20 protein-coding genes, 3 tRNA genes, 1 other RNA gene and 1 pseudogene are annotated in these 25801 nt (G+C 70.1%); 11 read left to right on the top strand and 14 right to left on the bottom strand.

Annotated elements, in window-relative coordinates:
* The first annotated feature begins 38 nt into the window (after positions 1-38).
* Positions 39-749, top strand: a complete 711-nt coding sequence (locus tag HQM25_RS08705; RefSeq protein WP_172989875.1) for a DUF4191 domain-containing protein — start codon at positions 39-41, stop codon at positions 747-749.
* Between the two features lie 26 nt (positions 750-775).
* On the opposite strand, the gene HQM25_RS08700 is transcribed toward HQM25_RS08705, so the two are convergent.
* Positions 776-1168 carry an RDD family protein gene (locus HQM25_RS08700; RefSeq protein WP_254359633.1) on the bottom strand — a complete coding sequence of 131 codons (393 nt, stop codon included), beginning with the start codon at positions 1166-1168 and terminating at the stop codon, positions 776-778.
* Positions 1169-1300: 132 nt separating this feature from the next.
* Here HQM25_RS08700 and glnA (HQM25_RS08695) point away from each other — a divergent pair, with 132 nt between their 5' ends.
* A complete protein-coding gene (gene glnA, locus HQM25_RS08695) occupies positions 1301-2725 on the top strand; it encodes a type I glutamate--ammonia ligase (protein WP_172989874.1) in 1425 nt (474 codons plus the stop codon).
* 84 nt (positions 2726-2809) lie between these two features.
* Here glnA (HQM25_RS08695) and HQM25_RS08690 read toward each other — a convergent pair.
* The 3 genes and pseudogenes from HQM25_RS08690 to HQM25_RS08680 form a co-directional block, all read right to left on the bottom strand.
* A pseudogene (locus HQM25_RS08690) lies at positions 2810-5814 on the bottom strand (bifunctional [glutamine synthetase] adenylyltransferase/[glutamine synthetase]-adenylyl-L-tyrosine phosphorylase).
* A 14-nt stretch (positions 5815-5828) separates the two neighbouring features.
* Positions 5829-7166, bottom strand: a complete 1338-nt coding sequence (gene glnA, locus HQM25_RS08685) for a type I glutamate--ammonia ligase (protein ID WP_172989873.1) — start codon at positions 7164-7166, stop codon at positions 5829-5831.
* 31 nt (positions 7167-7197) lie between these two features.
* Entirely contained in the window at positions 7198-7431 is a 234-nt protein-coding gene (locus HQM25_RS08680; RefSeq protein ID WP_172989872.1) for an SPOR domain-containing protein, read from the bottom strand.
* Between the two features lie 84 nt (positions 7432-7515).
* On the opposite strand from HQM25_RS08680, the gene ppgK reads away from it, so the two are divergent.
* A complete protein-coding gene (gene ppgK / locus HQM25_RS08675) occupies positions 7516-8277 on the top strand; it encodes a polyphosphate--glucose phosphotransferase (protein ID WP_172989871.1) in 762 nt (253 codons plus the stop codon).
* Between the two features lie 19 nt (positions 8278-8296).
* On the opposite strand, the gene rnpB is transcribed toward ppgK, so the two are convergent.
* The 4 genes from rnpB to HQM25_RS08655 all read right to left on the bottom strand — a co-directional run bounded on the left by rnpB (position 8297) and on the right by HQM25_RS08655 (position 11328).
* Positions 8297-8666, bottom strand: an RNA gene (gene rnpB, locus HQM25_RS08670) — RNase P RNA component class A.
* Positions 8667-8711: 45 nt separating this feature from the next.
* Positions 8712-10439: a bifunctional 3'-5' exonuclease/DNA polymerase gene (locus HQM25_RS08665; RefSeq protein WP_254359632.1), complete on the bottom strand. Its 1728-nt coding sequence runs from the start codon at positions 10437-10439 to the stop codon at positions 8712-8714.
* Positions 10440-10487: 48 nt separating this feature from the next.
* Positions 10488-11219 (bottom strand): zinc ribbon domain-containing protein, encoded by a 732-nt coding sequence (locus HQM25_RS08660; RefSeq protein ID WP_172989870.1) that lies wholly within the window; start codon positions 11217-11219, stop codon positions 10488-10490.
* Between the two features lie 36 nt (positions 11220-11255).
* Positions 11256-11328 (bottom strand) — tRNA-Val (locus HQM25_RS08655).
* 153 nt (positions 11329-11481) lie between these two features.
* On the opposite strand from HQM25_RS08655, the gene aceE reads away from it, so the two are divergent.
* From aceE to HQM25_RS08625, 6 genes are all read left to right on the top strand, one after another.
* Positions 11482-14211, top strand: coding sequence for a pyruvate dehydrogenase (acetyl-transferring), homodimeric type (gene aceE, locus HQM25_RS08650; RefSeq protein WP_172989869.1), 2730 nt, complete (start codon positions 11482-11484; stop codon positions 14209-14211).
* A 26-nt stretch (positions 14212-14237) separates the two neighbouring features.
* The gene (locus tag HQM25_RS08645) at positions 14238-15437 is read left to right on the top strand and encodes a PucR family transcriptional regulator (RefSeq protein ID WP_172991584.1); all 1200 of its coding nucleotides are present in this window, start codon (positions 14238-14240) and stop codon (positions 15435-15437) included.
* Between the two features lie 94 nt (positions 15438-15531).
* Positions 15532-16461, top strand: coding sequence for an ACP S-malonyltransferase (locus HQM25_RS08640; protein ID WP_172989868.1), 930 nt, complete (start codon positions 15532-15534; stop codon positions 16459-16461).
* Positions 16458-17459 (top strand): beta-ketoacyl-ACP synthase III, encoded by a 1002-nt coding sequence (locus tag HQM25_RS08635; RefSeq protein WP_172989867.1) that lies wholly within the window; start codon positions 16458-16460, stop codon positions 17457-17459. The genes HQM25_RS08640 and HQM25_RS08635 overlap by 4 nt, the downstream gene beginning before the upstream one ends.
* Positions 17460-17536: 77 nt before the next feature.
* Entirely contained in the window at positions 17537-17785 is a 249-nt protein-coding gene (locus HQM25_RS08630) for an acyl carrier protein (RefSeq protein WP_019182110.1), read from the top strand.
* A 58-nt stretch (positions 17786-17843) separates the two neighbouring features.
* Positions 17844-19082, top strand: a complete 1239-nt coding sequence (locus tag HQM25_RS08625) for a beta-ketoacyl-[acyl-carrier-protein] synthase family protein (RefSeq protein ID WP_172989866.1) — start codon at positions 17844-17846, stop codon at positions 19080-19082.
* A 141-nt stretch (positions 19083-19223) separates the two neighbouring features.
* On the opposite strand, the gene HQM25_RS08620 is transcribed toward HQM25_RS08625, so the two are convergent.
* Both HQM25_RS08620 and HQM25_RS08615 read right to left on the bottom strand, forming a co-directional pair.
* Entirely contained in the window at positions 19224-19727 is a 504-nt protein-coding gene (locus HQM25_RS08620) for a DUF3145 domain-containing protein (protein ID WP_172989865.1), read from the bottom strand.
* Between the two features lie 173 nt (positions 19728-19900).
* On the bottom strand, positions 19901-20674 hold the full coding sequence (locus HQM25_RS08615) for a hypothetical protein (protein ID WP_172989864.1): 774 nt from the start codon (positions 20672-20674) through the stop codon (positions 19901-19903).
* A 234-nt stretch (positions 20675-20908) separates the two neighbouring features.
* Here HQM25_RS08615 and HQM25_RS08610 point away from each other — a divergent pair, with 234 nt between their 5' ends.
* Positions 20909-22915: a DUF262 domain-containing protein gene (locus tag HQM25_RS08610; protein WP_172989863.1), complete on the top strand. Its 2007-nt coding sequence runs from the start codon at positions 20909-20911 to the stop codon at positions 22913-22915.
* A gap of 32 nt (positions 22916-22947) precedes the next feature.
* Here the strand turns inward: HQM25_RS08610 and HQM25_RS08605 are convergent.
* Both HQM25_RS08605 and HQM25_RS08600 read right to left on the bottom strand, forming a co-directional pair.
* Positions 22948-23021, bottom strand: a tRNA-Ile gene (locus tag HQM25_RS08605).
* A 41-nt stretch (positions 23022-23062) separates the two neighbouring features.
* Positions 23063-24142, bottom strand: coding sequence for a DMT family transporter (locus HQM25_RS08600; RefSeq protein ID WP_172989862.1), 1080 nt, complete (start codon positions 24140-24142; stop codon positions 23063-23065).
* 43 nt (positions 24143-24185) lie between these two features.
* Between HQM25_RS08600 and def the strand changes: the two genes are divergently transcribed.
* On the top strand, positions 24186-24752 hold the full coding sequence (gene def, locus HQM25_RS08595; protein ID WP_172989861.1) for a peptide deformylase: 567 nt from the start codon (positions 24186-24188) through the stop codon (positions 24750-24752).
* 79 nt (positions 24753-24831) lie between these two features.
* Here the strand turns inward: def and HQM25_RS08590 are convergent.
* Together HQM25_RS08590 and HQM25_RS08585 are read right to left on the bottom strand one after the other, a co-directional pair.
* A tRNA-Asn gene (locus HQM25_RS08590) sits at positions 24832-24904 on the bottom strand.
* 77 nt (positions 24905-24981) lie between these two features.
* Complete coding sequence (locus HQM25_RS08585) at positions 24982-25770, bottom strand: ATP-binding cassette domain-containing protein (protein ID WP_172989860.1); 789 nt, start codon at positions 25768-25770, stop codon at positions 24982-24984.
* Positions 25771-25801: the final 31 nt, after the last annotated feature.

The following is a 25801-nucleotide window of genomic DNA, read 5'->3' as shown; positions in this document are numbered from 1 at the left end:
GATCGGACGTCTGCCGTCTGGACGGTAGTCTGGAAGGCATGGCAGCCCGCAGTACCTCCGCCGAGAAGCGTCCCGGCTTCTTCTCACAGCTCCGCACGCTCTACACGTTCACGCAGAAGGCATTCCCCTGGCTGCCCTTCCTGCTGGCGGGCATCCTCATCCTGGGCATCGCCGCCGGCGTCGGAGTCGGTTTCCTCATCCCGCCGCTCGCGATCTGGAGCGTCATCCTCTGGGGCATCACGGGCCTGATGGTCGGTGTGCTCGCCTCCCTCATGACGATGACCCGCCTGTCGACTGTGGCCATGTACCGCAGGATCGACGGCATGCCGGGCGCGACGGGCCACGTGCTGTCGACCTCGCTGGGCCGACGGTGGGCGTCCAGCGACATGCCCGTCGGCATCAACCCCAAGACGCAGGAGGCGGTCTACCGCGCCATCGGCCGCGGTGGCGTCGTCATCGTCGGCGAAGGCACGCGCGGCCGGCTCACCCGCCTCGTCAACGACGAGCGCATGAAGGTGCAGCGCGTCGCATCGGGCGTCCCCGTCACGGTGCTGTACGTGGGCCACGGTGAGGACGAGGTCCCCATCGGCAAGCTCGCCCCGACGATCAAGGCACTGCCAAAGAAGATCGACCGCGCCACCATGGCCGCCGTGATCAAGCGCGTCGACTCGGTCTCGCAGTCGCTGGCATCCATGCCGATCCCCAAGGGGATCGACCCCACCAAGGTGCGCGCGCCCCGGCCCCGATAGGGGCGGGCGCGTCGGAGCGGTCGGGATCAGGTGCGAACGAGCACGGTCCCGGCCGCTTTGTCGTGCAGTCCGCGCTGGTCGGCGTCCCAGATGACGGCCGGGATGACCACGAGCAGCAGCAGGGTGCGCACCACCGGGCGCCACAGCCCTACCCACGCGCCGTCGGCGCGCACCAGCCGGAGACCGAACACCCGGTGCCCCGGGCTCCCCTGGAGAGTGGGGAGGAACACGATCTGAATCGCCCCGAAGATCGCGAGGATCGCGAGCGGGTCCCAGGCGAAGAACCCCGAGATGATGTACGCCGCACCGTAGTCGATGAACAGCGCGCCCACGCGTCGGCCGAGCCGGCCGATCGAGCCCTGACCTTCACGCGGAAGGCCGAGTCGTTCGCCGGGATAGTCCTGTGCCTGCTGCGTCACCACACAAGGGTATCCAGACCCCTGTAACATGCCGGAAACAATCATGTCACTGCCGGGCAATCCCTCGCCGGTACGTTGCGAGGCAAGCCCTACTAGGGTGGCAGTTCCCGATGCCCTACCTCTGGAGATTTCATGTTCAGTGATTCATCCGAGGTGCTGAAGTTCATCAAGGACGAGGACGTCAAGTTCCTCGACATCCGTTTCACGGATCTCCCTGGCGTGCAGCAGCACTTCAACATTCCGGCCTCGACCGTCGATGAGGAGTTCTTCACGGTCGGCCAGCTGTTCGACGGATCCTCCATCCGTGGATTCGCGAACATCCACGAGTCGGACATGCAGCTCATCCCGGACGTCTCGACGGCGTACCTCGACCCCTTCCGCGAGGCCAAGACGCTGATCATGGTCTTCGACATCTACAACCCGCGCACCGGGGAGATCTACGCGAAGGACCCGCGCCAGGTCGCCAAGAAGGCGGAGAAGTACCTCGCGTCCACCGGGATCGCCGACACGGCGTTCTTCGCCCCCGAGGCGGAGTTCTACATCTTCGACGACGTGCGCTACGAGGTGAAGCAGAACTCCAGCTTCTACTCCGTCGACTCCGAGGAGGGCGCCTGGAACTCCGGCCGCCAGGAGGAGGGCGGCAACCTCGCCAACAAGACCCCGTACAAGGGCGGATACTTCCCGGTCTCGCCCGTTGACAAGACGGCAGACCTCCGCGACGACATCAGCCTCAAGCTCATCGAGTCCGGTCTGCACCTCGAGCGCGCACACCACGAGGTGGGCACGGGCGGTCAGCAGGAGATCAACTACCGCTTCGACACGATGGTGCACGCGGCGGACGACATCCTGAAGTTCAAGTACATCGTGAAGAACGTGGCGAACGAGTGGGGCAAGGTCGCGACCTTCATGCCGAAGCCGCTCTTCGGCGACAATGGCTCGGGCATGCACACGCACCAGTCGCTGTGGCTCGAGGGCAAGCCCCTCTTCTACGACGAGAAGGGCTACGGCGGTCTGTCCGACCTCGCCCGCTGGTACATCGGCGGCATCCTCGCCCACGCCCCGGCGATCCTCGCGTTCACGAACCCGACGCTGAACTCCTACAAGCGTCTGGTCAAGGGCTACGAGGCTCCGGTCAACCTGGTCTACTCGGCGGGCAACCGCTCGGCGGCCATCCGCATCCCGATCACGGGCAGCAACCCCAAGGCCAAGCGCATCGAGTTCCGTGCGCCCGACGCCTCGGGCAACCCCTACCTGGCGTTCGCCGCGCAGATGATGGCGGGCCTGGACGGCATCCAGAACCGCATCGAGCCGCACGAGCCGGTCGACAAGGATCTTTACGAGCTGCCGCCCGAGGAGGCCAAGAACATCCCGCAGGTGCCGAACTCGCTCCTCGACTCGCTCGAGGCGCTGCGTGCCGACCACGAGTTCCTGCTGAAGGGCGGCGTGTTCACGCCCGAGCTGATCGAGACCTGGATCGAGTACAAGATCGAGAACGAGATCCAGCCGCTCAACGCCCGTCCTCACCCCTTCGAGTACGAGCTGTACTTCGGCGTCTGATCCCGACGAGCACAGCGATGGGCCCCGGATTCGTCCGGGGCCCATCGCTGTCTCCACCGCCGACCGCGACGGCAGCCGCGGACCTCAGCCGTAGAACAGCTTCTCGAACATCCGCCGGGCGCGACGGGTCGCCCCGAAGTAGTCCTCCTCGACCCGCGTGGCCGATCGCGGGGGTATTCGAGGACGCGCCCGATCCCGTCCAGGCGCTGGCGGTCCGTCGGAAGGACATCGCTGGTCTGACCGGAAAGGAGCGTATTGGCCGAACGGAGGCGGCTCGCGAGACGCCACGCCTCTCCCAATCGTTCCGCCGCGCTCGCCGGGATCAGCCCCGCGGACGCGGCTGCCGTCAGCGCGCCCAGTGTCGATGTCGTCCGCAGGCCCGGTACGGCATGGGCGTGCTCGAGCTGGATGAGCTGAACCAGCCACTCCACATCGCTCAGAGATCCCGGCCCGAGTTTGAGGTGACGCGCGGGATCGACGCCCTGCGGCAGCCGCTCGCTCTCGACGCGCGCCTTGATGCGCTTGATCTCCCGGAGTCCGTGGGGATCCACCGCCGCCGGGTACCGCACCTCATCGGCGATCTCCATGAACGCGCGGATCAGCTTCACGCTGCCCGCGACGCCGCGCGCACGCAGGAGCGCCTGCGCCTCCCACGACACCGACCAGCGCCGGTAGTACTCCGCGTACGAATCCAGCGATCGCACGATCGGCCCGCTCCGGCCCTCCGGGCGAAGATCCGCGTCGAGATCCAGCGGCACGCGATGATCCTCCGAGTGCCGTCGGAGGGCCGCCACCAGCTGGGAGGCGAGCTCGTGGGCGCGCTGGGGATCGACCCCGTTCGCCCGGTAGACGTACATCACATCGGCATCCGAGCCGAACCCGAGTTCCGCCCCGCCGAATCGGCCCATGGCGATGACGGAGAAATCCAGTGCATCGTCTTCGGGCGGCACGATCTCGCGCCGCACCGCACGGAGCGTGGCCTGGATGGTGACCTCGGTGATCGTGGTGAGCGCGCCGGCGACCGCCTCGATCGTCGCGTCGCCCACGATCGCCGACATCGCGGTGCGCAGCAGCTCACGGCGCCGCAGCGACCGGACGGCCCGCATGGCATCGGTGATCGTCGCGTGACGGGTCTGGATCGCACGCGCCTCCTGCTGCAGGGCGACGCCCGAGCGCGGTCTGAGCAGCTCCGGCTCGTCGAGCCAGGCCGCCGACTCCGGGATCCACTCCATGAGCTCGCCGACGTAGCGGCTGCCGGAGAGCACCCGGGTCAAGCGCTCGGCCGCGCCCGAGGAGTCGCGGAGCATGCGCAGGAACCACGGCGTGTCGCCGAGCCGCTCGCTGAGCCGGCGGAAGGCGAGGAGGCCGTAGTCGGGATCCGCGCCGTCGCCGAACCACCGGATCATCACCGGCATGAGGTGACGCTGGATCGAGGCCTTGCGGCTCAGTCCGCTCGTGAGCGCCGCGATGTGGCGGAGGGCTCCGGCAGGGTCTGCGAACCCGATCGCGCCGAGCCGGGCGTGGGCCTGCTCGGGCGAGAGCGACTGCTCGTCGGCGGGCAGGGCCGCCACCGCCGAGAGCAGCGGCCGGTAGAACAGGCGGACGTGGATGTCGCGCACTTCGCGCTTGACGGCCTCCCAGCGCTCCCACACGCCCGGGCCGGAGTCGGCGATCCGCGTGGACCGGGCGAGGATGCGCAGCTCCTCGGGGCGCTCCGGCATGAGATGGGTGCGGCGCAGCTGCCGCAGCTGCGCCCGATGCTCGAGGAGGCGCAGGATGCGGTAGTCGGTCGAGAACGCTGCGGCGTCTGCTCGCCCGATGTATCCCTCGGCCACGAGCGCGTCGAGGGCGTCGAGGGTGCCGCGCTGGCGGATCCTGTCGTCGGTCAGTCCGTGGACCAGCTGCAGCAGCTGCACCGTGAACTCGATGTCGCGGATGCCGCCGGGGCCGAGCTTGATCTGCAGCGGGACGTCGGCCGGCGCAATGTGCTCGGTGACCCGCTCGCGCATGCGCTGGACGGAGTCCACGAAGTTCTCCCGCGCCGCACTGGTCCACACCTTCGGCTGGACGGCCTCGACGTACGCCGCGCCGAGCTCGGCGTCGCCGGCGATCGGACGCGCCTTCAGCAGCGCCTGGAACTCCCAGCTCTTGGCCCAGCGGTCGTAATACGACAGGTGCGAATCGAGTGTGCGGACCAGGGCGCCCTGCTTGCCCTCGGGGCGGAGATTCGCGTCCACCTCCCACAGGGGCGGCTCGACCTCGACTCCGGAGATGCCGCGCGTGGTCTGCACGGCGAGTCGGGTGGCGATGTCGACGACGCGACTCTCGCCGAGGTCCTCCACATCGTCGTCGGCGGCACCGGCGACGAAGATCACATCGACGTCGCTGACGTAGTTGAGCTCGCGGGCACCGGTCTTTCCCATCCCGATCACGGCGAGTCGCGTGCGGGCGACCTGGTCGCGGGGAAAGAGCCCCGCCCCAGCGGCACCGCTGGAGACCCGCGTGCGCGCGACGCACAGCGAGGCCTCGAGGGCGGCGCCGGCGGCGTCGGCCAGCCGCGCGGCGACGGCCGGCACGATGTCCGCCGGCGACGGGCTGAGCAGGTCGTAGGCCGCGATGCGGGCCAGAAGGCGACGGTAGCGCACCCGAAGCGCCACCCACGCGACCTCCGTGCCGTCGGCGGCGAAGCCGGCGTCGTCGGCGCCGACGGCGTCGAGCAGCGCGGTGCGCATCTCGTGCGCGCTCGGCAGCTCGCGCCCCACCCCGACAAGGTGGGCGAGTTCCTCGGGGTGCCGCAGGAAGAAGTCGGCGAACCCGCTCGACGCCCCCGTGAGCGCCCAGAGCGACCGGCGCGCGTCGGGGTCGTCGCGCACCGCCGACAGCACGGACGCGTCACGTCGGATGATCCGCGCGATCGCCTCGAGCGCGGCATCCGGATCGGCGGCCGCTGTCGCGTCTGCGGCGATCTCGGCGCGCGGCACGCCGGTGTCGCGCTCGATCTCGTCGAGCAGCGCATCGGCGTCGCCGAGGTCGCTGAACCCCAGGCGCGCGAGATGGGTCAGGGAGGTGGAACGCTCGGCCGCAGACATGCGTGGGCGTGCGGTCAGAGCATCTCGAGGTTGCTCTTGAGCTCGAACGGCGTCACCTGCGCGCGGTACTGCTGCCATTCGCGCCGCTTGTTCAGGAGCACGTAGTTGAAGACCTGCTCCCCGAGGGTCTCGGCGACCAGCTCGGATTCCTCCATGTATTCGAGGGCGTGGTCGAGGCTGGCAGGCAGCGGCGCATAGCCGAGGGCTCGACGCTCGGAGTCGGTGAGCGTCCAGACGTTGTCCTCGGCCTCGGCGGGGAGCTCGTACTCCTCCTCGATGCCCTTCAGACCCGCGGCCAGCAGCAGCGCGTATGCGAGATAGGGGTTCGCGGCCGAGTCGAGCGCCCGGTACTCGACGCGGGAGGACTGCCCCTTGTTCGGCTTGTAGAGCGGAACGCGCACCAGGGCGGAGCGGTTGTTGTGACCCCAGCAGATGAAGCTCGGTGCCTCGTCACCGCCCCACAGGCGCTTGTACGAGTTGACGAACTGGTTCGTGACCGCGGAGATCTCGTTCGCGTGGCGGAGCAGGCCAGCGATGAACTGGCGGCCGATCTTCGACAGCTGGTACTGGGCGCCCTCTTCGTAGAAGGCGTTGACGTCCCCCTCGAACAGGGACATGTGCGTGTGCATGCCGCTGCCGGGCTGACCGCCGAGCGGCTTCGGCATGAACGTCGCGTACACGCCCTGCTCGATCGCCACCTCTTTGATGACTGTGCGGAACGTCATGATGTTGTCGGCGGTCGCCAGCGCGTCGGCGTAGCGCAGGTCGATCTCGTTCTGGCCCGGGCCGCCCTCGTGGTGGCTGTACTCGACGGAGATGCCGAGGTCCTCCAGCATCCGCACCGAGCGCCGGCGGAAGTCGTGCGCCGTGCCGCCGGGGACGTTGTCGAAGTAGCCGGCCGAGTCCACCGGCTCGGGGCCGTCAGGCCCGTACGAGGAGGACTTCAGCAGGTAGAACTCGATCTCGGGGTGCGTGTAGAACGTGAACCCGGCGTCGGCCGCCTTCGCGAGCGAGCGCTTGAGGACGTGGCGGGGGTCGGCGACCGCGGGCTGGCCGTCGGGCGTCGTGACGTCGCAGAACATACGCGCGGTGGGGTCGATCTCGCCACGCCAGGGCAGAGTCTGGAACGTGGTCGGATCGGGGTGGGCGAGCAGATCCGACTCGTAGGAGCGGGTGAGCCCCTCGATCGCGGAACCGTCGAACCCGAGGCCCTCGTTGAATGCCCCCTCGACTTCCGCCGGGGCGATCGCGACCGACTTGAGGGTACCGATCACGTCGGTGAACCACAGTCGGACGAACTTGACGCCCCGCTCCTCGATCGTCCGGAGAACGAAGTCCCGCTGCTTGTCCATCGCATCCTCTCCCGTGCCGGCCTCAGCCAGACTACTGGTCGCCGCTGTCCGCTTCGGACGACGCGTCGGACCCCGTGCCCCACGAGTCCTCTCGTCGGTCCTCCTCCGCCCAGGCCCGCGACCGCTCTCGGAGGATCTGCGGCGCCTTGGCCGCCTCCTCAGGGGTCTCGAACGGTCCCGCACGGTCGACCGACGGCGACGCGTAGCCCTTCTCCACCTCGCCCGTGGTGAGGTTGTACCAGTACTTCTCGCTGTCGCCGCTCATCGTGGCTCCTTCGCTGCCCGTCCGGTGCGCCCGGGTCGGTTCGATCCTACTGACCGTCGCCGCGCCGCTGGATAGGCTGAGCGCATGGCAGCTGACGCGACGCGCGCCGTGGGCGTGGACATCGGGGGAACCGGCATCAAGGCGGGCATCGTCGACCTCGACAGGGGCGAGCTCGTCAGCGACCGGGTGAAGGTGGCCACCCCCGCCGGGGCGCAGCCCAAGGACGTGCTCGTCGCCGTCACCGAGGTGCTCACCACACTCGGCGTGGCGGATTCCGCGATGCCGCTGGGCGTGGCCTTTCCCGCGATCGTCAAGCACGGCCGCACGCTGTCGGCGGCCAACGTCTCGGACAAATGGATCGACTTCGAGGCGGAGAAGTTCTTCGAAAAGGGCCTCGGTCGCGACATCCACTTCGCCAACGACGCCGATGTGGCAGGCGTGGCCGAACTCCGGTACGGCGCGGCGAAGGGTCAGGGGGGCCTCACGATCCTCACCACACTCGGCACCGGCATCGGTTCGGCCCTGCTGTACGAGGGCGTCCTGATCCCGAATTCCGAGCTCGGGCACGTGCAGCGGGCCAAGCATGGGAAGGATGCCGAGGCGTACGCCGCCTACTCGGCCATGGAGCGCCACGACCTCGGCTGGGAGGAATGGGCCGAGCGCCTGCAGTGGTACTACAGCTACATCGAGTTCCTCTTCAGCCCCGACCTGCTGATCGTCGGCGGCGGGGTGTCCAAGCACGCGGCGAAGTTCCTGCCGCTGTTGGATCTGAAGACCCCGATCGTGCCCGCCGTGCATCGCAACAACGCGGGCATCATCGGCGCCGCCGCGCTCTCCCTCGGGTGAGGGGCTCGCGCGGCTGAGGCGAATGGGCCGGCCTGTACGCCGGGTTCTGTCCGGGGGCTCGCGCCCCGTGGACGGTCATCTCTCTCGGCGACACGTTGCCGTGCCGCTCCAGCGGCCTACCCGGGGACTCGGCGGGCCGCGTCGTCATCCCCTGTCTGGCCTTGCTCCGGGCGAGGTTTGCCGTGCGGGTCGTGTCACCACGACCCCGGTGGTCTCTTACACCGCCCTTTCACCCTTACCTCGGCGGGTGCCGAGGCGGTCTGCTCTCTGTGGCACTGTCTCGCGGATCGCTCCGGGTGGGTGTTACCCACCGCCCTGCCCTGTGGAGCCCGGACGTTCCTCGGCGCGCGGCGGCGAACCGCCCGCGACGCGACCGTCCAGCCGACCCATTCGCGCGTCGATTCTAGTCCGCCCACCCGGGGAGCTCGTGTGCGTCAGTCCTTGGCCGCGGTCTGCCCGATGCGCACGTCGAGGCGGAAGTCGACCGGGAAGGAGCCGAACAGCAGCTCCCCCGCCGCCTGCGCCGATTGCCGCAGCGCCTCGGCGGCGCGCTCGGCCTGTGCGGCCGGGGCGTGAACGATGACCTCGTCGTGCAGGAAGAACGCGATGTGGGCGCGCCGGGAGAAGAGCGCACCCGAGCGCGGCGCGCCGGCCGCGGCATCCACCTGCTCGAAGGTGGCGAGACGACCGCGCAGGTCGGCCAGCCACGCCAGCGCCCACTCCGCCGCAGTGCCCTGCACGACGAAGTTTCGCGTGAAGCGCCCTCTCTCGCGCGCCCAGGACCGCGCGCGGGACTGCTCGGCGGATGTGGCCTCCAGCTCCGTGGCCCGCGCCTGCAGGCGCTGCCAGTCGGGCGTGGGCGCCGGGGAGGTGCGGCCGAGCCAGGTCGACACGAGCGCCCCGTCCTCGCCATCGCGCGCCGCCGCGTCGACGAGCCCCATCGCACGGGGGTACGTGCGGCGCAGGCGCGGCAGGAGACGCCCGGACTCCCCGGTGGTCGCGCCGTACATCGCGCCCAGGAGCGCGAGCTTCGCGTCCGCACGCGTGGCCACCGCGCCCGAGGCGACGATGCCCTCGTACAGATCCCGCCCGCGTGCGGCCTCGGCCAGCGCGAGGTCGCGCGACATCGCCGCGAGCACCCGCGGCTCGAGCTGCGCGACGTCGGCGACCACCAGCGTCCAGCCGGGGTCTGCCCGCACTGCCGCGCGCAGCTGGCGCGGCAGCTGCAGCGCTCCCCCGCCGGCGGACGCCCACCGCCCCGTGACCACGCCGCCCGGGATGTAGACGGGGCGGAAGCGCCCGTCGACCACCCACTCCCGCAGCCACGTCCACCCATTGGCGGACTGCAGGCGCGCGAGCTTCTTGTACTCCAGCAGCGGTTCGATGGCCGGATGCCGCTGGGAGGCGAGCTCCCATCTGCTCGTCGATTCGACCAGGATCCCGGCGCGCCGCAGCCCCCGCAGGAGCTTGGCCGGCGAATCCAGGCTGAGCGACGGATCGCCGAGGGCCTCCCTGACCCGCCGGGCCGCCGCCTCGAGATGGCGCGGCAGCGCGCCGGGTACGCGTTCGCCGAGCACCTCGGCCAGGATCCGCTCGTGCGCGGAGGCGTCCCACGGCAGGCCCGCCGTGCGCATCTCCGCTGCGACGAGCGCACCCGCCGACTCGGCGGCGACGAGCAGCTCCAGCCGACCCGAGGCCGCTCGCGCCAGCGCCTCGTGCTGTGCCGCGAACTCCGCGAGCGCGTCCGCGATCGAGGGCGGAGCGCCCTCGGCCCGGAGGCGCTCGTCGTCGAGGTCGAACAGCGCCGGCGCGGCCGCCGACTCGGCGGGGCCGGGCGCGGCATCCCATCGCGCATCGCCTCGCACGTGGGTGTCGTCCGGCACGGCCGCGGCGTGTCGCAGGATCGCGTGCGCCAGGCGCAGATCGTGGCAACGCCCCACCCGCACGCCCTCCGCGAGCAACTCCGCGTAACGCACCGACGTGTCGTGCCAGACCCATCGGGGGGCATCGGCAGCTTCGCGGGCGGCGACCCACCGCCCCCACGCCGACGGCTCGATCGAGGTGCGGGCGATCTCCGAGCGGTCGGCGCGCAGCCGGACCGCGACGAAAGCCGCGCCCTCGCGGCCGACGACGATCCAGCGCGTCTCAGCGCCCCCGCTCACCCCTGCGCCGTCGCCGTCCGGCCGCGCCGCCGTCGCGGCGCGGATCCCTCAGAGACCGGATTCCTCGGTGCGCACGAGAATGCAGCCGCATTCGGGGCATGTCACGACCTCGTCGGTCTGGGCTTGGCGGATGGCGCCCAGGTCCGTCCCGGACAGAACGATGTTGCATCCCTCGCACGTGCGTCGACGCAGCATCGCCGCGCCGGCGCTGCGGGATGCGAGCCGGGTGTACATCGCGAGCAGGTCGGCGGGGACCTCGGCGGCCACCGCCTCGCGGTCTCGCTGCGCCGTCTCGATGGCCGCGGTGGCTTCGGCGACGGCGCGCTTCCCGGCCGCGCTGAGCTCAGCGCCCTCGGCATTGGTCGCCGCGATCAGCTCCTCCTGGCTCGCGACGGCCGCCTCGGCCGCCTCGAGCTGCTCCATGACCACCAGCTCTCCGTCCTCGAGATCGCTCTTGCGCCGTGCGAGGGCGGCCAGCTCGCTCTCCAGCCCCTGCACCTCCTTGAGGTTGCTCGATGCGGCCAGGCGCTGGGAGTCGCGGGCGCTGCGCGCATCGACCACGGCGACATCGGACTCGATGCGCGACAGCTCGGTGCGCAGATCGTCGCGCGTGCCCAGGCGCACGGTGAGCTCCTGCGACTGCGTCTGTCGCTGCGCGAGCAGCTCCTGCACGCGGCCGGCCTGCGGTGGATTGCTGCGGGCGTGCTCGGCCTGGCGGATGCGGGCGTCGAGGTCGGCGACGTCCAGAAGGCGGCGCTGGTCTGCGGGGAGGGCGTTCACGTGACAAACCTATCGCGGCGTCGCCGGCGGAGGCGGTGGGCCCTGCCGGGATCGAACCGACGACATCCACGGTGTAAACGTGGCGCTCTACCAGCTGAGCTAAAGGCCCTCGCCTGCCAGTCTACGAGCACGACGGGGTGCGACCTCGAACACTCCGGCGACTCGCTAGGCTGATGCACGGTGCGTTGTGCCCGTCGAACAAAGGCGGCCCGCTCCTGTTGCGATTCCCTGGCACGATCTGCCAGACGACGAAAGGTCTTCCGTGACTGTCAACGATCAGGACCCGTACTCCCAGGAGCCGCTCGACAGCGATCCCGACGAGACCGCGGAGTGGCAGGAGTCGCTCCAGCAGCTGGTCCAGGCGAAGGGACGCGGCCGCGGCCGGGAGATCATGCTCAGCATGCTGCAGACCTCCCACGAGCTGCAGCTGAACGTCCCGCAGGTTCCCACCACCGACTACATCAACACCATCTCGCCGGAGAACGAGCCCGACTTCCCCGGCGACGAGGAGCTGGAGCGGCGCTACCGCCGCTGGATCCGCTGGAACGCCGCGCTCACGGTCCACCGCGCGCAGCGCCCCGGGATCGGCGTCGGCGGCCACATCTCGACGTACGCGTCGTCGGCCTCCCTGTACGAAGTGGGCTTCAACCACTTCTTCAAGGGTCTCGACGATCCGACCGGCGGCGACCAGATCTTCATCCAGGGCCACGCCTCGCCGGGAATCTACGCCCGCTCGTTCCTCGAGGGCCGCCTCGACGAGACGCAGCTCGACGGGTTCCGCCAGGAGAAGTCGAAGGCCCCCCACGCCCTCTCATCGTACCCGCACCCCCGGCTCATGCCGGAGTACTGGCAGTTCCCGACGGTCTCGATGGGCCTCGGCCCGATCAACGCCATCTATCAGGCGATGACCAACAAGTACCTGACCAACCGCGGCATCAAGGACCTCTCCGGTTCGCGCGTGTGGGCCTTCCTGGGCGATGGCGAGATGGACGAGGTCGAAAGCCGCGGTCAGCTCCAGGTCGCCGCGAACGAGGGCCTGGACAACCTCACCTTCGTGGTCAACTGCAACCTGCAGCGCCTCGACGGCCCGGTGCGCGGCAACGGCAAGATCATCCAGGAGCTGGAGAGCTTCTTCCGCGGTGCGGGCTGGAACGTGATCAAGGTCGTGTGGGGCTCCGGGTGGGATGAGCTGCTGTCGCAGGATGCCGACGGCGCGCTGGTCCGACTCATGAACACGACCCCCGACGGCGACTTCCAGACCTATCGCGCCGAGGACGGCGGCTTCATCCGCGAGCACTTCTTCGGCCGCGATGAGCGCACGGCGGCCCTGGTCGAGAACTGGTCCGACGACGACATCTGGGGCAAGCTGCGCCGCGGCGGCCTGGACTACCGCAAGGTCTACGCCGCCTACAAGTCGGCGGTCGAGCACAAGGGCCAGCCCACGGTCATCCTCGCCAAGACCATCAAGGGGTACGGCCTGGGTCATCACTTCGAGGGGCGCAACGCGACGCACCAGATGAAGAAGATGACGCTGGAGGACCTCAAGCACTTCCGCGACTCGATGCGCATCCCCATCACGGACGCGCAGCTCGAGGAGAACCCGTACCTGCCCCCGTACTTCAACCCGGGTCCGCAGGACGAGACCATCCAGTACATGCTCGAGCGCCGTCGCACCCTCGGCGGCTTCCTCCCCGAGCGCCGCACCCACCACGTCGGTCTGGAGCTTCCCGGCGACGCCGCCTACGCCCTTCCGAAGAAGGGGTCGGGCACGCAGGAGATCGCCACGACCATGGCCTTCGTGCGCCTGCTCAAGGACCTGCTGCGCGCCAAGGACTTCGGCCACCGGATCGTGCCGATCATCCCCGACGAGGCGCGCACGTTCGGCATGGACGCGTACTTCCCCACCGCGAAGATCTACAACCCGCACGGGCAGAACTACACGTCGGTGGACCGCGAGCTGCTTCTGGCCTACAAGGAGAGCCCGCAGGGCCAGATCATGCACGTCGGCATCAACGAGGCCGGCGCTCTCGCCGCCTTCACGGCGACCGGCACCTCGTATTCGACGCACGGCGAACCGCTGATCCCGGTCTACATCTTCTACTCGATGTTCGGATTCCAGCGCACCGGCGACGCCCAGTGGGCAGCGGGCGACCAGATGGCGCGCGGCTTCATCATCGGCGCCACCGCCGGACGCACCACGCTCACCGGTGAGGGCCTCCAGCACGCCGACGGCCACTCGCCGCTGCTGGCGTCGACGAACCCGGCCACGGTGTCGTACGACCCCGCGTACGGGTACGAGATCGCCCACATCGTGCGCGCGGGCATCGAGCGCATGTACGGCGGCCACCACCCCGACCCGAACGTCATGTACTACATGACGGTCTACAACGAGCCGCTCGTGCAGCCGGCCGAGCCCGAAGGCGTCGATGTCGAGGGCATCGTGCGCGGCATCCACCGCATCTCGGCGCCCGAGGGCGAGGGCCCGCGGGCCCAGATCCTCGCGTCGGGCGTGGGCGTGCCGTGGGCTCTCGAAGCCCAGCAGCTGCTGCGCGACGACTGGGGCGTGCAGGCCGATGTCTGGTCGGTCACCTCGTGGTCGGAGCTGCGCCGCGACGGCCTCGCCGCCGACGAGCACAACTTCCTGCACCCCCAGCAGGAGCCGCGCACCGCGTACCTCGCCGACAAGCTGAAGGACGCCTCGGGGCCGGTGGTGGCGGTGAGCGACTACATGCACGCGGTGCAGGACCAGATCCGCCCGTGGGTGCCGAACCGCTTCGTCACCCTCGGCGCCGACGGCTTCGGATTCTCCGACACCCGCGCAGCCGCTCGTCGCTTCTTCAAGATCGACGGCCCCTCGGTGGTCGTGCGCACGCTCCAGGCGCTCGCCGCCGACGGCGTGGTCGACCCGTCGCTGTCCGCACAGGCCATCGAGCGGTACCGCCTCCACGACGTGACCGCGGGCACGAGCGGGAACGCCGGCGGCGAGAGCTGAGCCGCGTGACGGGCACGGCGGCCGCGATGGACAAGGCCGAGACGCTGGCGTGGCTGCGCCGCATCTCGGGCGACCTCGCGACGGCGACCATCAAGCGGCTCGAGGATTCGCTGCCGTGGTACGCCGAGATGCCGCCGGCCCGTCGCTCGGCGGTGGGGCTGGTCGCCCAGGCGGGCATCAGCTCCTTCATCCAGTGGTACGACGATCCGACGTCGACACCCTGGATCGCCGCGGACATCTTCGCCGCGGCGCCGCGTGAGCTCCTGCGCAGCGTGAGCCTCACCCAGACGCTCCAGCTGATCCGCGTCACCGTCGAGGTGACCGAGGAGCGCGTGGCGGGCAAGGGCGAGCACCTGCGGGAGGGGATCCTCCTCTACTCGCGCGAGGTCGCGTTCGCCGCTGCGGACGTCTACGCACGCGCCGCCGAGGCGCGAGGACTGTGGGATGCCCGGCTCGAGGCGCTCGTGGTGGATTCGATCCTCACCGGGGAAGCCGACGAGGAGCTGCCCAGCCGCATCGCCGCCCTCGGCTGGCACGGCCACGGCGAGGTGTCGGTGCTCGTGGGCACCACTCCCCCGCACTTCGACGTCGATCAGCTGCGCCGCACGGCGCGAAAGCTCGGTGCCGATGTGCTCATCGGCGTACAGGGGTCGCGACTGGTGATCGTGGTCGGCCGGGCCGACGCGCCGGGTCGCGCCGACGATGTGCCGGCGGACCTGCCGTTCACCGAGATCGCGCGGCGACTGGAGCCCGGCTTCGGCGCGGGGCATCTCGTGCTCGGCCCGGCCGTGCCTGCCCTCGTGGAGGCAGGCCAGAGCGCACGTGCCGCGCTGGCCGGGTTCGCGGTCGCGCGCGCGTGGCGGGACGCCCCGCGTCCGGTCGAAGCGGACGACCTGCTGCCCGAGCGCGCACTCGCCGGCGATCCCCTGGCCAAGAGCACCCTGGTCGAGCGCATCTATCGCCCCCTGAGCGCGCACAGCGCCGACCTCGTCGCCACGCTGTGGAGCTATCTCGACAACGGGCGGTCGCTGGAGGCGACGGCGCGCGAGCTGTTCGTGCACCCGAACACGGTGCGCTACCGGCTCAAGCGCGTCTCCGAGGTGATCGGCTGGGATGCGACCGGTCCCCGTGAGGCGCTGATCCTGCAGACCGCGCTCATCCTCGGCTCGATCGGGACGGATGCCGCGCGGCGGCGCGCCCCGTCGGCGCGCAGAACGTCCGCCTGAGCGTCAGGGCACTGTGCGCCGTGCACAAAGGCCTCGTCGATTCTTGTGACAGGATCGCCAGAGGCCCCGCCCTGATCCTTGACAGGATGGATGGGTGATCATCGCGGTCTTCCCCGGTCAGGGGTCCCAGTCGCCCGGATTCCTCGCCCCGTGGCTCGCCGTCGACGGCGCTCCCGAGTTGCTCGCCGACTACTCGGAGTGGTCGGGAGTCGACCTCGTCGCCGCCGGCACCGAGTGGGACGCGGACCGCATCCGCGACACCCAGGTGGCGCAGCCCCTCATCGTCGCCGCCTCGCTGCTGTCGTGGCGGGCGCTGGCCGATCGTGACGCGATCGAAGGCGTCGCCGGACACTCGGTGGGCGAGCTCGCCGCCGCCGCGGCGGCCGGCGTCATCACCGAGGAGGACGCGCTTCGTCTCGTGGGAATCCGCGGCCGCGCGATGGCCGAAGCCGCCGCCGCGGCCGACACCGGCATGAGCGCGGTGATCGGCGGCGACCAGGACGCCGTCGTGGCGCGCCTGGGCGCGCTCGGGCTCACCCCGGCAAACTACAACGGCGGCGGCCAAATCGTCGCCGCCGGCGCGAAGGATGCTCTGGCAGCCCTCGCCGCCGAGCCTCCTGCGGCCACGCGGGTGATCCCGCTTCAGGTCGCCGGCGCCTTCCACACGTCGTACATGGCTCCCGCGGTCGAGACGCTGCGCAGCGCGACCGCGGACCTCGCGATCAGCGACCCGACCGTTGCGCTGTGGACGAACCGCGACGGATCGCGGGTCGCAGAGGGCCGCGCCTTCGTCGACGCGCTCGTGGCGCAGGTCGCCTCGCCGGTGCGCTGGGATCTGTGCATGGCCGGTTTCGCGGATGCCGGAGTATCGGGCATCGTGGAGCTGAGCCCGGCCGGAACTCTCGTCGGGCTCGCGAAGCGCGCACTGCGGGGCGTGCCCGCGGTCGCCGTCAAGACACCCGACGACCTCGGCGCAGCCGCCGCGATGCTCCGCCCCGCCGATGCCCGACCGGAGGACGCATGACCATCACCCTGACCCAGCCCACCGGGCCCGCCCACACGCGCATCTACGCGTACGGGGCGGCGCGCGGCGAGATCGCGGTGCCCAACGACGACCTCATCGGTCCGATCGACTCGAGCGACGAGTGGATCCGCCAGCGCACCGGCATCGTCACGCGCACGCGGGCGGTCGCCGACACCGACGCCATCGACCTCGCCACCGACGCGGCACGGGAGGCGATCGAGCGATCGGGCATCCCGGCGAGCGAGATCGACGCGGTCATCGTCGCCACGATCAGCAACCCGAAGCAGACCCCGTCGGTGTCGGCGATCGTGGCCGACCGCGTGGGGTCGAACCCCGCCGCGGCCTACGATCTCAACGCCGCGTGCGCCGGGTTCGCGTACGGCATCGCGCAGGCCGACGCCCTCATCCGCGCCGGAAGCGCCCGGTACGCCGTCGTGATCGGCACCGAGAAGCTCAGCGACATCGTCGACCCCGCCGATCGCAGCATATCGTTCCTCCTCGGCGACGGGGCGGGCGCGGCGGTCGTCGGCCCGAGCGATACGCCCGGCATCGGCCCGACGGTGTGGGGCTCCGACGGATCGAAGGCCGAGGCCGTGGGCATGAACCACACCCTCACCGCGTTCCGCGATGGCACCGCCCCCTGGCCGACTCTGCGTCAGGAAGGCCCGACGGTGTTCCGATGGGCGGTCTGGGAGATGGTGAAGGTCGCCCGCAAGGCCCTCGAAGCCGCCGGCGTGCAGCCCTCCGACCTGGCGGCGTTCGTGCCCCACCAGGCGAACATGCGCATCATCGACGAGTTCGCCAAGCAGCTCGGACTGCCCGAGACGGTGGCGGTCGGCCGCGACATCGAGACGACCGGCAACACCTCCGCGGCATCCATCCCGCTCGCCACGCACCGCCTGCTCGAGGAGCACCCCGAGCTCAGCGGCGGACTGGCGCTGCAGATCGGCTTCGGCGCCGGACTGGTGTTCGGCGCCCAGGTGGTCGTGCTCCCCTGAGCGCGAATCGATCGACCCTAGACTGAGACCCGGCCCGCCCGGGCCCGCGATTCCCCGAAGAAAAACAGGAGAAACCCATGGCATTCACCACCGACGAGGTCCTCGCCGGACTCGCCGAGCTGATCACCGACGAGACGGGCATCTCGGCCGATGAGGTCGCCCTCGAGAAGTCGTTCACCGACGACCTCGACATCGACTCGATCTCGATGATGACGATCGTCGTCAACGCGGAGGAGAAGTTCGGCGTCACGATCCCCGACGACGAGGTCAAGAACCTCAAGACCGTCGGCGACGCCGTCACCTACATCACGTCGAACCAGGCGTGACGTCCTTCCGGTGGGGGCTTCGGCCCCCACCGGCACGTCCCCACGAGGAGCACACAGCATGAGCAGTCCCCGCATCGTCGTCACCGGCATCGGCGCATCCTCCCCCCTCGGAGGAACCGCGCCTGAGAGCTGGCAGGCACTGCTCGACGGCGTCTCGGGCACCCGCACGCTCGAGTACGACTGGGTCGAGAAGTATCAGCTTCCGGTGACGTTCGCCGCGGAGGCCAAAGTGCGGCCGGACACCGTGCTCGAGCGTCCGATCGCCAAGCGGCTCGACCCGTCGTCGCAGTTCGCGATGGTCGCCGCACTCGAGGCCTGGGCGGACGCCGGCAGCCCCGACATCGCCCCCGAGCGCCTCGGCGTCGACTTCGCGACGGGGATCGGCGGCCTCTGGACGCTCCTCGACGGATGGGACACCCTGCGCGAGAAGGGGCCCCGCCGGGTTCTGCCCATGACGGTGCCGATGCTCATGCCCAACGCGGCGGCCGGCAACCTGTCGCTGCACTTCAACGCGCGTGCGTATGCGCGCACGGTCGCGAGCGCGTGCGCTTCCAGCACCGAGTCGCTCGTGAACGCCGTCGAGCACATCCGCGCCGGCCTCGCCGATGTCGTGATCGCGGGCGGCACCGAATCGGTCATCCACCCGGTGACGATCGCCGCGTTCTCGTCCATGCAGGCGCTCTCCAAGCGCAACGACGATCCCGCCACGGCATCGCGACCCTGCAGCATCGACCGCGACGGCTTCGTCATGGGCGAGGGCGCCGCCGTGCTCATCCTGGAGACCGAGGAGCACGCCCGCGCCCGCGGGGCGAAGATCTACGCCGCCATCGTCGGCGGCGGCGTCACCGCGGACTCGTACCACATCACCGCGAACGACCCCGAGGGCCTGGGCGCCGCGCGCGCGGTCGAGATGGCGCTCGAGATGGCGGATGCCTCGCCCGACGACGTCACGCACATCAACGCCCACTCGACCTCGACGCCGGTCGGCGACCCGAACGAGTACCAGGCGCTGAAAGCCGTGTTCGGCGACCGCATCCACGACATCCCGGTCTCGGCCACGAAGGCCTCCACGGGTCACCTCCTCGGCGGCACCGGCGCGCTCGAGGCGGTGTTCACGGTGCTCGCGCTGCGCGACCGCGTGGCCCCGCCCACGATCAACATCTCGACTCAGGACCCCGAGGTGCCGTTCCGCATCTCCGGCGCCCCCACGCCCCTGGGCGAGGGACCGCAGCTGGCGATCAGCAACTCGTTCGGTTTCGGCGGCCACAACGCCGTCGCCGCCTTCGCCACGGTCTGACCCGACACGCGAAGACGCCCCGGATCGAGCTGATCCGGGGCGTCTGTCGTGTCAGGCGGCGATTCGCTTTCCCGCGGCCCGGGAACACCTGCGCCGAGCTTCGGTAATCACGCCTGCACCGCCCGAGTCTGCGAAGGCCGGTCAGCCGACCTTGTGGAGCCAGACGACCGGGGCGTCGTCGCCCGCGTGCCGGAAGGGCTCCAGCTCTTCATCCCACGCCGCTCCGAGCGCGATCTGCAGTTCGTGGTGCAGCTCCATCGGATCACCTGCGGCGACCTCCATCGCGTAGCGGATGCGGTCCTCCCCGATGACGACGTTGCCCGCGGTGTCGGTCTGGGCATAGTGGATGCCGAGCCCGGGGGTGTGCATCCAGCGCCCGCCATCGCTGCGTGGCGTGGGATCCTCCGTGACCTCGAAGCGCAGGTGCTCCCACCCGCGGATCGCCGTGGCGAGGGCAGCGCCGGTGCCGGCCGGGCCGTCCCAGTAGAACTCCGCCCGGCGGCTCCCCGACAGCACGGGCTGGTCCGCCCAGTCGAAATTGACGGCACGCCCGATCGCGCGCCCCACCGCCCATTCGAGGTGAGGGCACAACGCCCGCGGCGCGGAGTGAATGTAGATCACCCCACGCGCCATCTGTGTCGCCATGATCTCTCCGTTTCGTCAGGTGCGTCTTCCCCTACGACCTGAACTCGAGAGCCGGCGATGATTCGGTTGTGCGGCCATTATGGCCCAGTCAGCGCAGGAATCACAACCCTGTGATTCTCACGCGTGAGGCCCCCGGATGCATGCATCCGAGGGCCCCGCGGTGACGCGTTGGGTCAGGCTTCGCTCATGGCGAGGACCTCGGCCTTGCCCTTGGCTGCGTAGTAGGCGGCACGCGCGGCGTCGCGGCGCGCCTGCTCGGCCTGACCGGCTTCGAGCACGTCCTGCGGGACGTCCACGTACTCGGTCGTGGGCTTGGCGTGGTACTTCTCCATGTAGGCGTCGAGCTCGGGACCCGACTCCCACGAGGTGATGAGGCAGTAGCGCGGCTCGTCGCCGGTGTGGTGCACGGCGTGCCACAGGCGCTGCGTGTCGACGATCAGCTGCGCGCCGGCGGGCAGGGCGACGCGGTACTCGACGCTCGGGTCGGTGCGGTTGTCACGCAGGACGAAGTACGTGTCCTTGTCGTCGGTGAGGTTGAAGAACCCACGCACGATCCAGCCCGTGCCATCGGGGTTCAGACGGTTGTTGTCGTCCTGGTGCAGGTTGTAGAGGGCGTCGGCGTAGGAGTTCGGCTGCAGCTCGATGATGCGGCACCGGCCGACGTTGGCGCCCGGCTCCTTGGCGCGAGCGGTCAGCGTCGGGGCGATCGCGGTCTGCGAGTCGATCCAGACACCGTCCTTGTCGGTGCGCGGGGGCGTGTGGTTCCAGAAACCGTTGCACTCGATCTCGCCCTTCGCCGAGGCGAGCGGGGCGAACCGGGTGTCGCCGGAGGACTTCCAGTCGACGTACTCGAGGTCGAGCCACTCCTTCGGGTCGACGGGCTCGTTGTAGGAGTCGAGCACGACGAAGCCGGTCTCCTCCAGAGCAGCGGACTTGATGTAACCCATGACGGATCATGCCTTTCGGTCAGCGGGCCAGCACGTTTTAACAGGCCCGACTGAGGCCAGCCTACCCTGGCTCCCTGCGTGAGCCCGGGGGCGCACCGGGCTCCCCCGGGCGGCGCCGTGGACACTCCGGAGCCCCGCCCGCGGCATCCCGAACCCGTCGTCTAAACTCTTCGGGGCGTGCCCCGACGGGCGCCCCCGACGCCGACGACGCACTCCGAAGGGCGATTTCCCGCGATGGTCACTGCCACGAATGTCGACGCGACCGCGGTCAACACGATCGGCTGGCTGTCCGCCGGTGACTGGACGATCGTCGTGCCGGTCTACCAGCGCCAGTACCGCTGGGACATCGGCGGGTGCGAGCAGCTGCTCTCCGACATCCGCGCCGTCGCAGATCTCGACGACCGGCACATGCACTTCATCGGGTCGGTGCTGTCTTCGCTGAGTGCGGGCGATGGCGGCGGCGAGCTCGTGCTGATCGACGGACAGCAGCGCATCACCACGCTGATGCTCCTCGCCGCCGCGCTCCACCACACCGTGCGCGAGAGCGACCCGGTGCTGGCTGCGGAGCTCTCGAGGGTGCTGCACCTGCCGGCCGACCCCGGTCGCACGAAGCTGCGCCCTCACCGCGCGTGGGCCGACGTCTTCGAGAGCGTCGTGCTCGACCGCCGCGGACCGGGCGAGGAGCTGCGCGCCTCGCGCTTCGACGACAACTACGCGTTCTTCCGCAGCCAGATCACGGCGGACGAGGCGCCGCGCATCTGGCGCGGGCTGCAGAAGCTCGAACACGTCGCGATCACCCTGGGCGCCGGCGCCAACGCGCAGCAGATCTTCGAGAGCCTCAATTCGACCGGCGAGCCTCTGCGCGACCACGAGCTCATCCACAATTACGTGCTGATGGGGCTCTCGCACGCCGAGCAGCGCGAGATCGAGTCCGAGTACTGGCTCCCGATCGAGGAGAACACCGGCGACGCGATCGCGACGTTCTGGCGTCAGTTCCTCGTGATGAAGACGGGCCGCGATCTGCCCGCGGCAGCCGCGCGCGGCGTGTACGACGCGTTCCGGCAGGAGTTCCCCCGCCTCGAACTCGACGACCTGCGACGCCAGGCCGCGCAGTGGCGCGAACACGCGGCGGTCTACCGGCTCCTGCTCGAGCCCGCACTCACTCCCGACCCCGAGGTGCGCGCCGCGTTCACACACCTGCTCACCTTCGGTGCCGCGATGCATCCGCTCATCATGCGCGAGTATCGCGCCTGGCAGGACGGCGAGATCACCCACGACGACCTGATCGCCACGCTCGAGCGGATCCAGTCGCTCCTGCTGCGTCGAGACGTCGTCGGCATCGCGAGCGATCGACTGGTCGCCCGCTTGTGCCGTGCGCGAGAGGACGGCCGCGACGCCCTCCTGCACGCCATCGCACGGGTGACGCCCTCCGACGAGCGCGTGCGCGTCGCCCTGAAGTTCTCGGAGCTCCCCCACCCGCACTATGTGCTCGGCCGCCTCGCCGGCGTGCAGCCGGGCAGGGCGCTGGATGTCGACCACGTCGTGCCGATCGCCCCGGGCGACGACTGGTCGGGCGACGGGGTGCGGCCGTGGGCCGAGTACTCCGACGATGAGCAGAACAGCCATCGCGCGCTCGCGAAGACCCTGGGAAACCTCGCGCTGCTCGAAGAGGACCTCGCGATGCGGGCGTTCGACGCCTCCTTCGCGCGAAAGTGCCAAGAGTATGCGCGCAGCGGGATCGAGCTCACCCGCGATATCGCGACGGCGGACACCTGGAGCACCGCCGCGATCGCCGCCCGCTCCGCGGCCCTCACCGAGCGGTTCGTCGCGGTGTGGCCGCGGCCGGCGGTCACCGCGATCGACGACGACGGCCTGACGCCGATCCTCGACGCGGTGCGACGCCGCGGCTGGCCCCGCGGCTGGCAGCGCGAATGGTCGTACGTGGAGTATCGCGGCGAACATTGGGAGGTGCCCGACGTGAAGTACCTCTTCAACCGCGTCTTCAAGCGCCTCTGGGCGGACTCGCGCACACATGTCGTCGCCTACAGTGCGCGCCGCGGCGGGCCGGTGTACCCGGCCCAGGCGTGGAACGGCCAGTGGGACCGCCTCGACGACGAGACCTGGCTGTACATGGGCTGGGACTCCAGCTACATGCTCACCGCCGTGCAGGGTGTGCTCGAAGAGGCGGGAATCGCCGCCGAGGTCTTCGTGAAGTACTCGTACATCGGCGAGGCGATGTGACGCGGGGCCGTCCTTTCGGACGGCCCCGCGAGTAGGGCGGGTGGGACTTGAACCCACGATCGTCGGGTTATGAGCCCGCTGCCTTGACCAGCTTGGCCACCGCCCCGCTCATCGAGCCTACAAGGTGACCGGACCGCCGCCGCGCCCTCATCGGGCGTCGTCGTCGGCCTTGTCGTGCACGGGTGGTTCCGGCCACACCTTCGATACGGCCTCGGTGACCCGGATCGACCCGGTGCTCGGGTGGGCGATGTCGGCTCCGCCGCTCCCCCTCTGAATCGGCAGCTCCTGGCTGTCGCTCACGATCTGCGGGTGATGGCGGGCGAGCTGGAAGACGCCCCACACGGCGACCGCGCCCATCGCCCCGAACGCGATGTAGGCCCACAGCGGCGCACCCGACGCCTCGCCGAGCACGAACAGTCCGATGAGGATGGCGACGATCGGATCGACCACCGTGAGCCCGGCGATGACGAGATCGGGCGGCCCCGAGGCGTACGCGTTCTGAACGAAGTACGCGCCGACCACGGCGCCCGCGATGAGCGCGGCGACGCATGTCAGGGTGAGCCATTCGAAGTCGCCGGCCTGGATCCGGCTGATGACGACCTTCGCGAGGGTTGCAACGAACCCGTAGATGATGCCCGCCGCCATGATGTAGAAGAGCGCGCCCATGCGTGCGCGCAGCCAGACCCACAGCCCCGCGAACACGACCGTGACCACGCCCAGCAGAACGAGGATCGTGATCAGCTGCTGGTCGGAGACGGGCATGTCGGTGGCGAAGGCGGCCGCCACCGTCACGAAGACGAAGATGCCCCCTACGCACGCGGCGATCGCCGTGAGCGAACGTCGCGTCGGACGATGACCGCTGATGCGCGCGTTGAGGAGGGTCGTGATCACCAGGGCAATCGCTCCGAGCGGCTGCACGACGATGAGCGGTGCGAACGACAGGGCGGCCAGTTGGCAGATGATGGCCAGCCCGAGCATCGCGGTGCCGATCACCCACGACGGGCGGGCGAGCAGGCGCGAGAGGTGGGACAAGCCCAGCCCCTGCGTGCCTGCAGCGCCCGCGAGGTGCTCCACCTTGGCGACGCCGCGGTGCTGGTACTGCGCACCGAACGACATGAACACGGCCCCGAGCAGCGCGAGCGGGATGCCGATGAGGATGTCGGGATTCTGGAACGCGCCGACGAGGGTGTCGCCCACCTCTTCGAGTTCGTTCCCCGTCCAGACCACGACATCGACACTAGCCGCACGGGTCGCTCGATAGGCTCAAGGCGTGGCTGTTCTCCCGATTCGCATCATGGGCGATCCCGTCCTGCACGCGCCCGCCTCCCCCGTCGCCGAGATCACCGACGAGATCCGCGCCCTCGTCGCCGACATGTTCGAGACGATGGATGCCGCGCCCGGCGTCGGCCTCGCCGCACCGCAGGTGGGTGTGGGCCTGCGCATCTACACATACACGTACGAGGACGACGAGGGCCTTCCGTGGCGCGGCGTCGTCATCAACCCGGAACTGTGGATGCGCCCGCTCGAGCCCGGCGCGCCCGACCCCGACGAGGAGTCCGAGGGATGCCTGTCCTTCCCCGGAGAGCGATTCCCCCTCCGCCGCTCCGAGGCCGTGCTGGTGACCGGCATCGATCTGGAGGGTGCGCCGGTGCGGATCGAGGTGGACGGCTGGCGCGCCCGGATCATGCAGCACGAGTTCGATCACCTCGACGGCGTGCTCTACGTCGATCGCCTCGGCGATGGCGACTGGAAGACGGTGCAGAAGATCGCGCGCAAGCGCGGCTGGGGGCGTCCCGGCAGCTCGTGGATGCCGGGTGTCGACGATCTCGACGCCTGAGCCGCGCCGCCGCAGTGGGGCGCGCGGCGGTGCCGCAGACATGAAGATAGGCCCCGAGGTGGAGCTCGGGGCCTATCCGCTCCCCCACTTGGACTCGAACCAAGAACCTATCGGTTAACAGCCGATTGCTCTGCCAATTGAGCTATGGAGGAATATCTGTTCGCCGCCGGTCCGGGGCCCGGGGCAACCCGTCTATATTAGCAAACGTCGGAGGGTGGTCGTGACCACGTCACGACCCGACGAGCCGTCGATCGGCCTCGCCGGAGGGGGTCCACAGCAGCTCGCCGCCCCCGTGGCCGTAGGCGACAGGATGGCCGTTGCGGAGCACGAGAACGTCCGCGCCGAGCTCGGTCACCACGTCGCGATCGTTCGTGACGACGAGCACCGACATGCCGAACGAGGACCGGCGCCGGATGATGGCGTCGCGCGCGGCCTGTCGCACCTCGACGTCCATGTTCGCGAACGGCTCGTCGGCGACCAGGATCATCGGCTGCAGCACCAGGGCGCGCGCGAAGGCGACCCGCTGGCGCATGCCGGCGCTGAGCTCGTACGGATACTTGGCGGCGCTGCCCAGCGGCAGCATCACCTCATCGAGGAGCGAGGCGACGCGCACCGCGAGCGCCCGCTGGTTCACACGGCGGTCGCGACTGGTGATGGGCTCGCCGATGACCTCGGCGACGGTCATCCGCGCCGGGAGCGTCGCGCCGGCACCCTGAGCCAGGTAGCCGGCGAGGTAGGTGTGCAGGCGTCGGCTGCGCCCGGGCCGGCGCAGGGAGATGCCCTCGACCTCGGCCTCCCCGCCGACCACGGTGACACCGGCTGCGACGTCGCCGGCGATCGCGGCGGCGAGGCTCGACTTCCCCGAGCCGGTCGGTCCCATCACGGCCAGCGTGCCGGCGTGGGGAAGCTCGAACGAGACACCCTCCACGACCCGCTGGGGCGCGCCGCCGCGCCCGGTGCGGGCGAGCGAGAGGTCGAGCGCACGGATGGAGACGTCGGTGTCGCGACGGCGGGTCATCTGCTCATCCTGCCCTGAAGGTCGGCCCGGC

It is taken from the genome of Microbacterium hominis (assembly GCF_013282805.1).
Taxonomy (GTDB): Bacteria; Actinomycetota; Actinomycetes; order Actinomycetales; family Microbacteriaceae; genus Microbacterium; species Microbacterium hominis_B.
Note: the sequence above shows the minus strand (reverse complement) of the source record. Positions and strands in the feature narration are given on the sequence as shown.

What these genes read in the sequence shown, in the direction of transcription:
- HQM25_RS08705 (WP_172989875.1), top strand. Translation starts at nt 39, where the DNA reads ATGGCAGCCCGCAGTACCTCCGCCGAGAAGCGTCCCGGCTTCTTCTCA.
- glnA (WP_172989874.1), top strand. Translation starts at nt 1,301, where the DNA reads ATGTTCAGTGATTCATCCGAGGTGCTGAAGTTCATCAAGGACGAGGAC.
- glnA (WP_172989873.1), bottom strand. Translation starts at nt 7,166, where the DNA reads ATGGACAAGCAGCGGGACTTCGTTCTCCGGACGATCGAGGAGCGGGGC.
- HQM25_RS08680 (WP_172989872.1), bottom strand. Translation starts at nt 7,431, where the DNA reads ATGAGCGGCGACAGCGAGAAGTACTGGTACAACCTCACCACGGGCGAG.
- ppgK (WP_172989871.1), top strand. Translation starts at nt 7,516, where the DNA reads ATGGCAGCTGACGCGACGCGCGCCGTGGGCGTGGACATCGGGGGAACC.
- HQM25_RS08645 (WP_172991584.1), top strand. Translation starts at nt 14,238, where the DNA reads ATGGACAAGGCCGAGACGCTGGCGTGGCTGCGCCGCATCTCGGGCGAC.
- HQM25_RS08635 (WP_172989867.1), top strand. Translation starts at nt 16,458, where the DNA reads ATGACCATCACCCTGACCCAGCCCACCGGGCCCGCCCACACGCGCATC.
- HQM25_RS08630 (WP_019182110.1), top strand. Translation starts at nt 17,537, where the DNA reads ATGGCATTCACCACCGACGAGGTCCTCGCCGGACTCGCCGAGCTGATC.
- HQM25_RS08625 (WP_172989866.1), top strand. Translation starts at nt 17,844, where the DNA reads ATGAGCAGTCCCCGCATCGTCGTCACCGGCATCGGCGCATCCTCCCCC.
- HQM25_RS08620 (WP_172989865.1), bottom strand. Translation starts at nt 19,727, where the DNA reads ATGGCGACACAGATGGCGCGTGGGGTGATCTACATTCACTCCGCGCCG.
- HQM25_RS08615 (WP_172989864.1), bottom strand. Translation starts at nt 20,674, where the DNA reads ATGGGTTACATCAAGTCCGCTGCTCTGGAGGAGACCGGCTTCGTCGTG.
- HQM25_RS08610 (WP_172989863.1), top strand. Translation starts at nt 20,909, where the DNA reads ATGGTCACTGCCACGAATGTCGACGCGACCGCGGTCAACACGATCGGC.
- HQM25_RS08585 (WP_172989860.1), bottom strand. Translation starts at nt 25,770, where the DNA reads ATGACCCGCCGTCGCGACACCGACGTCTCCATCCGTGCGCTCGACCTC.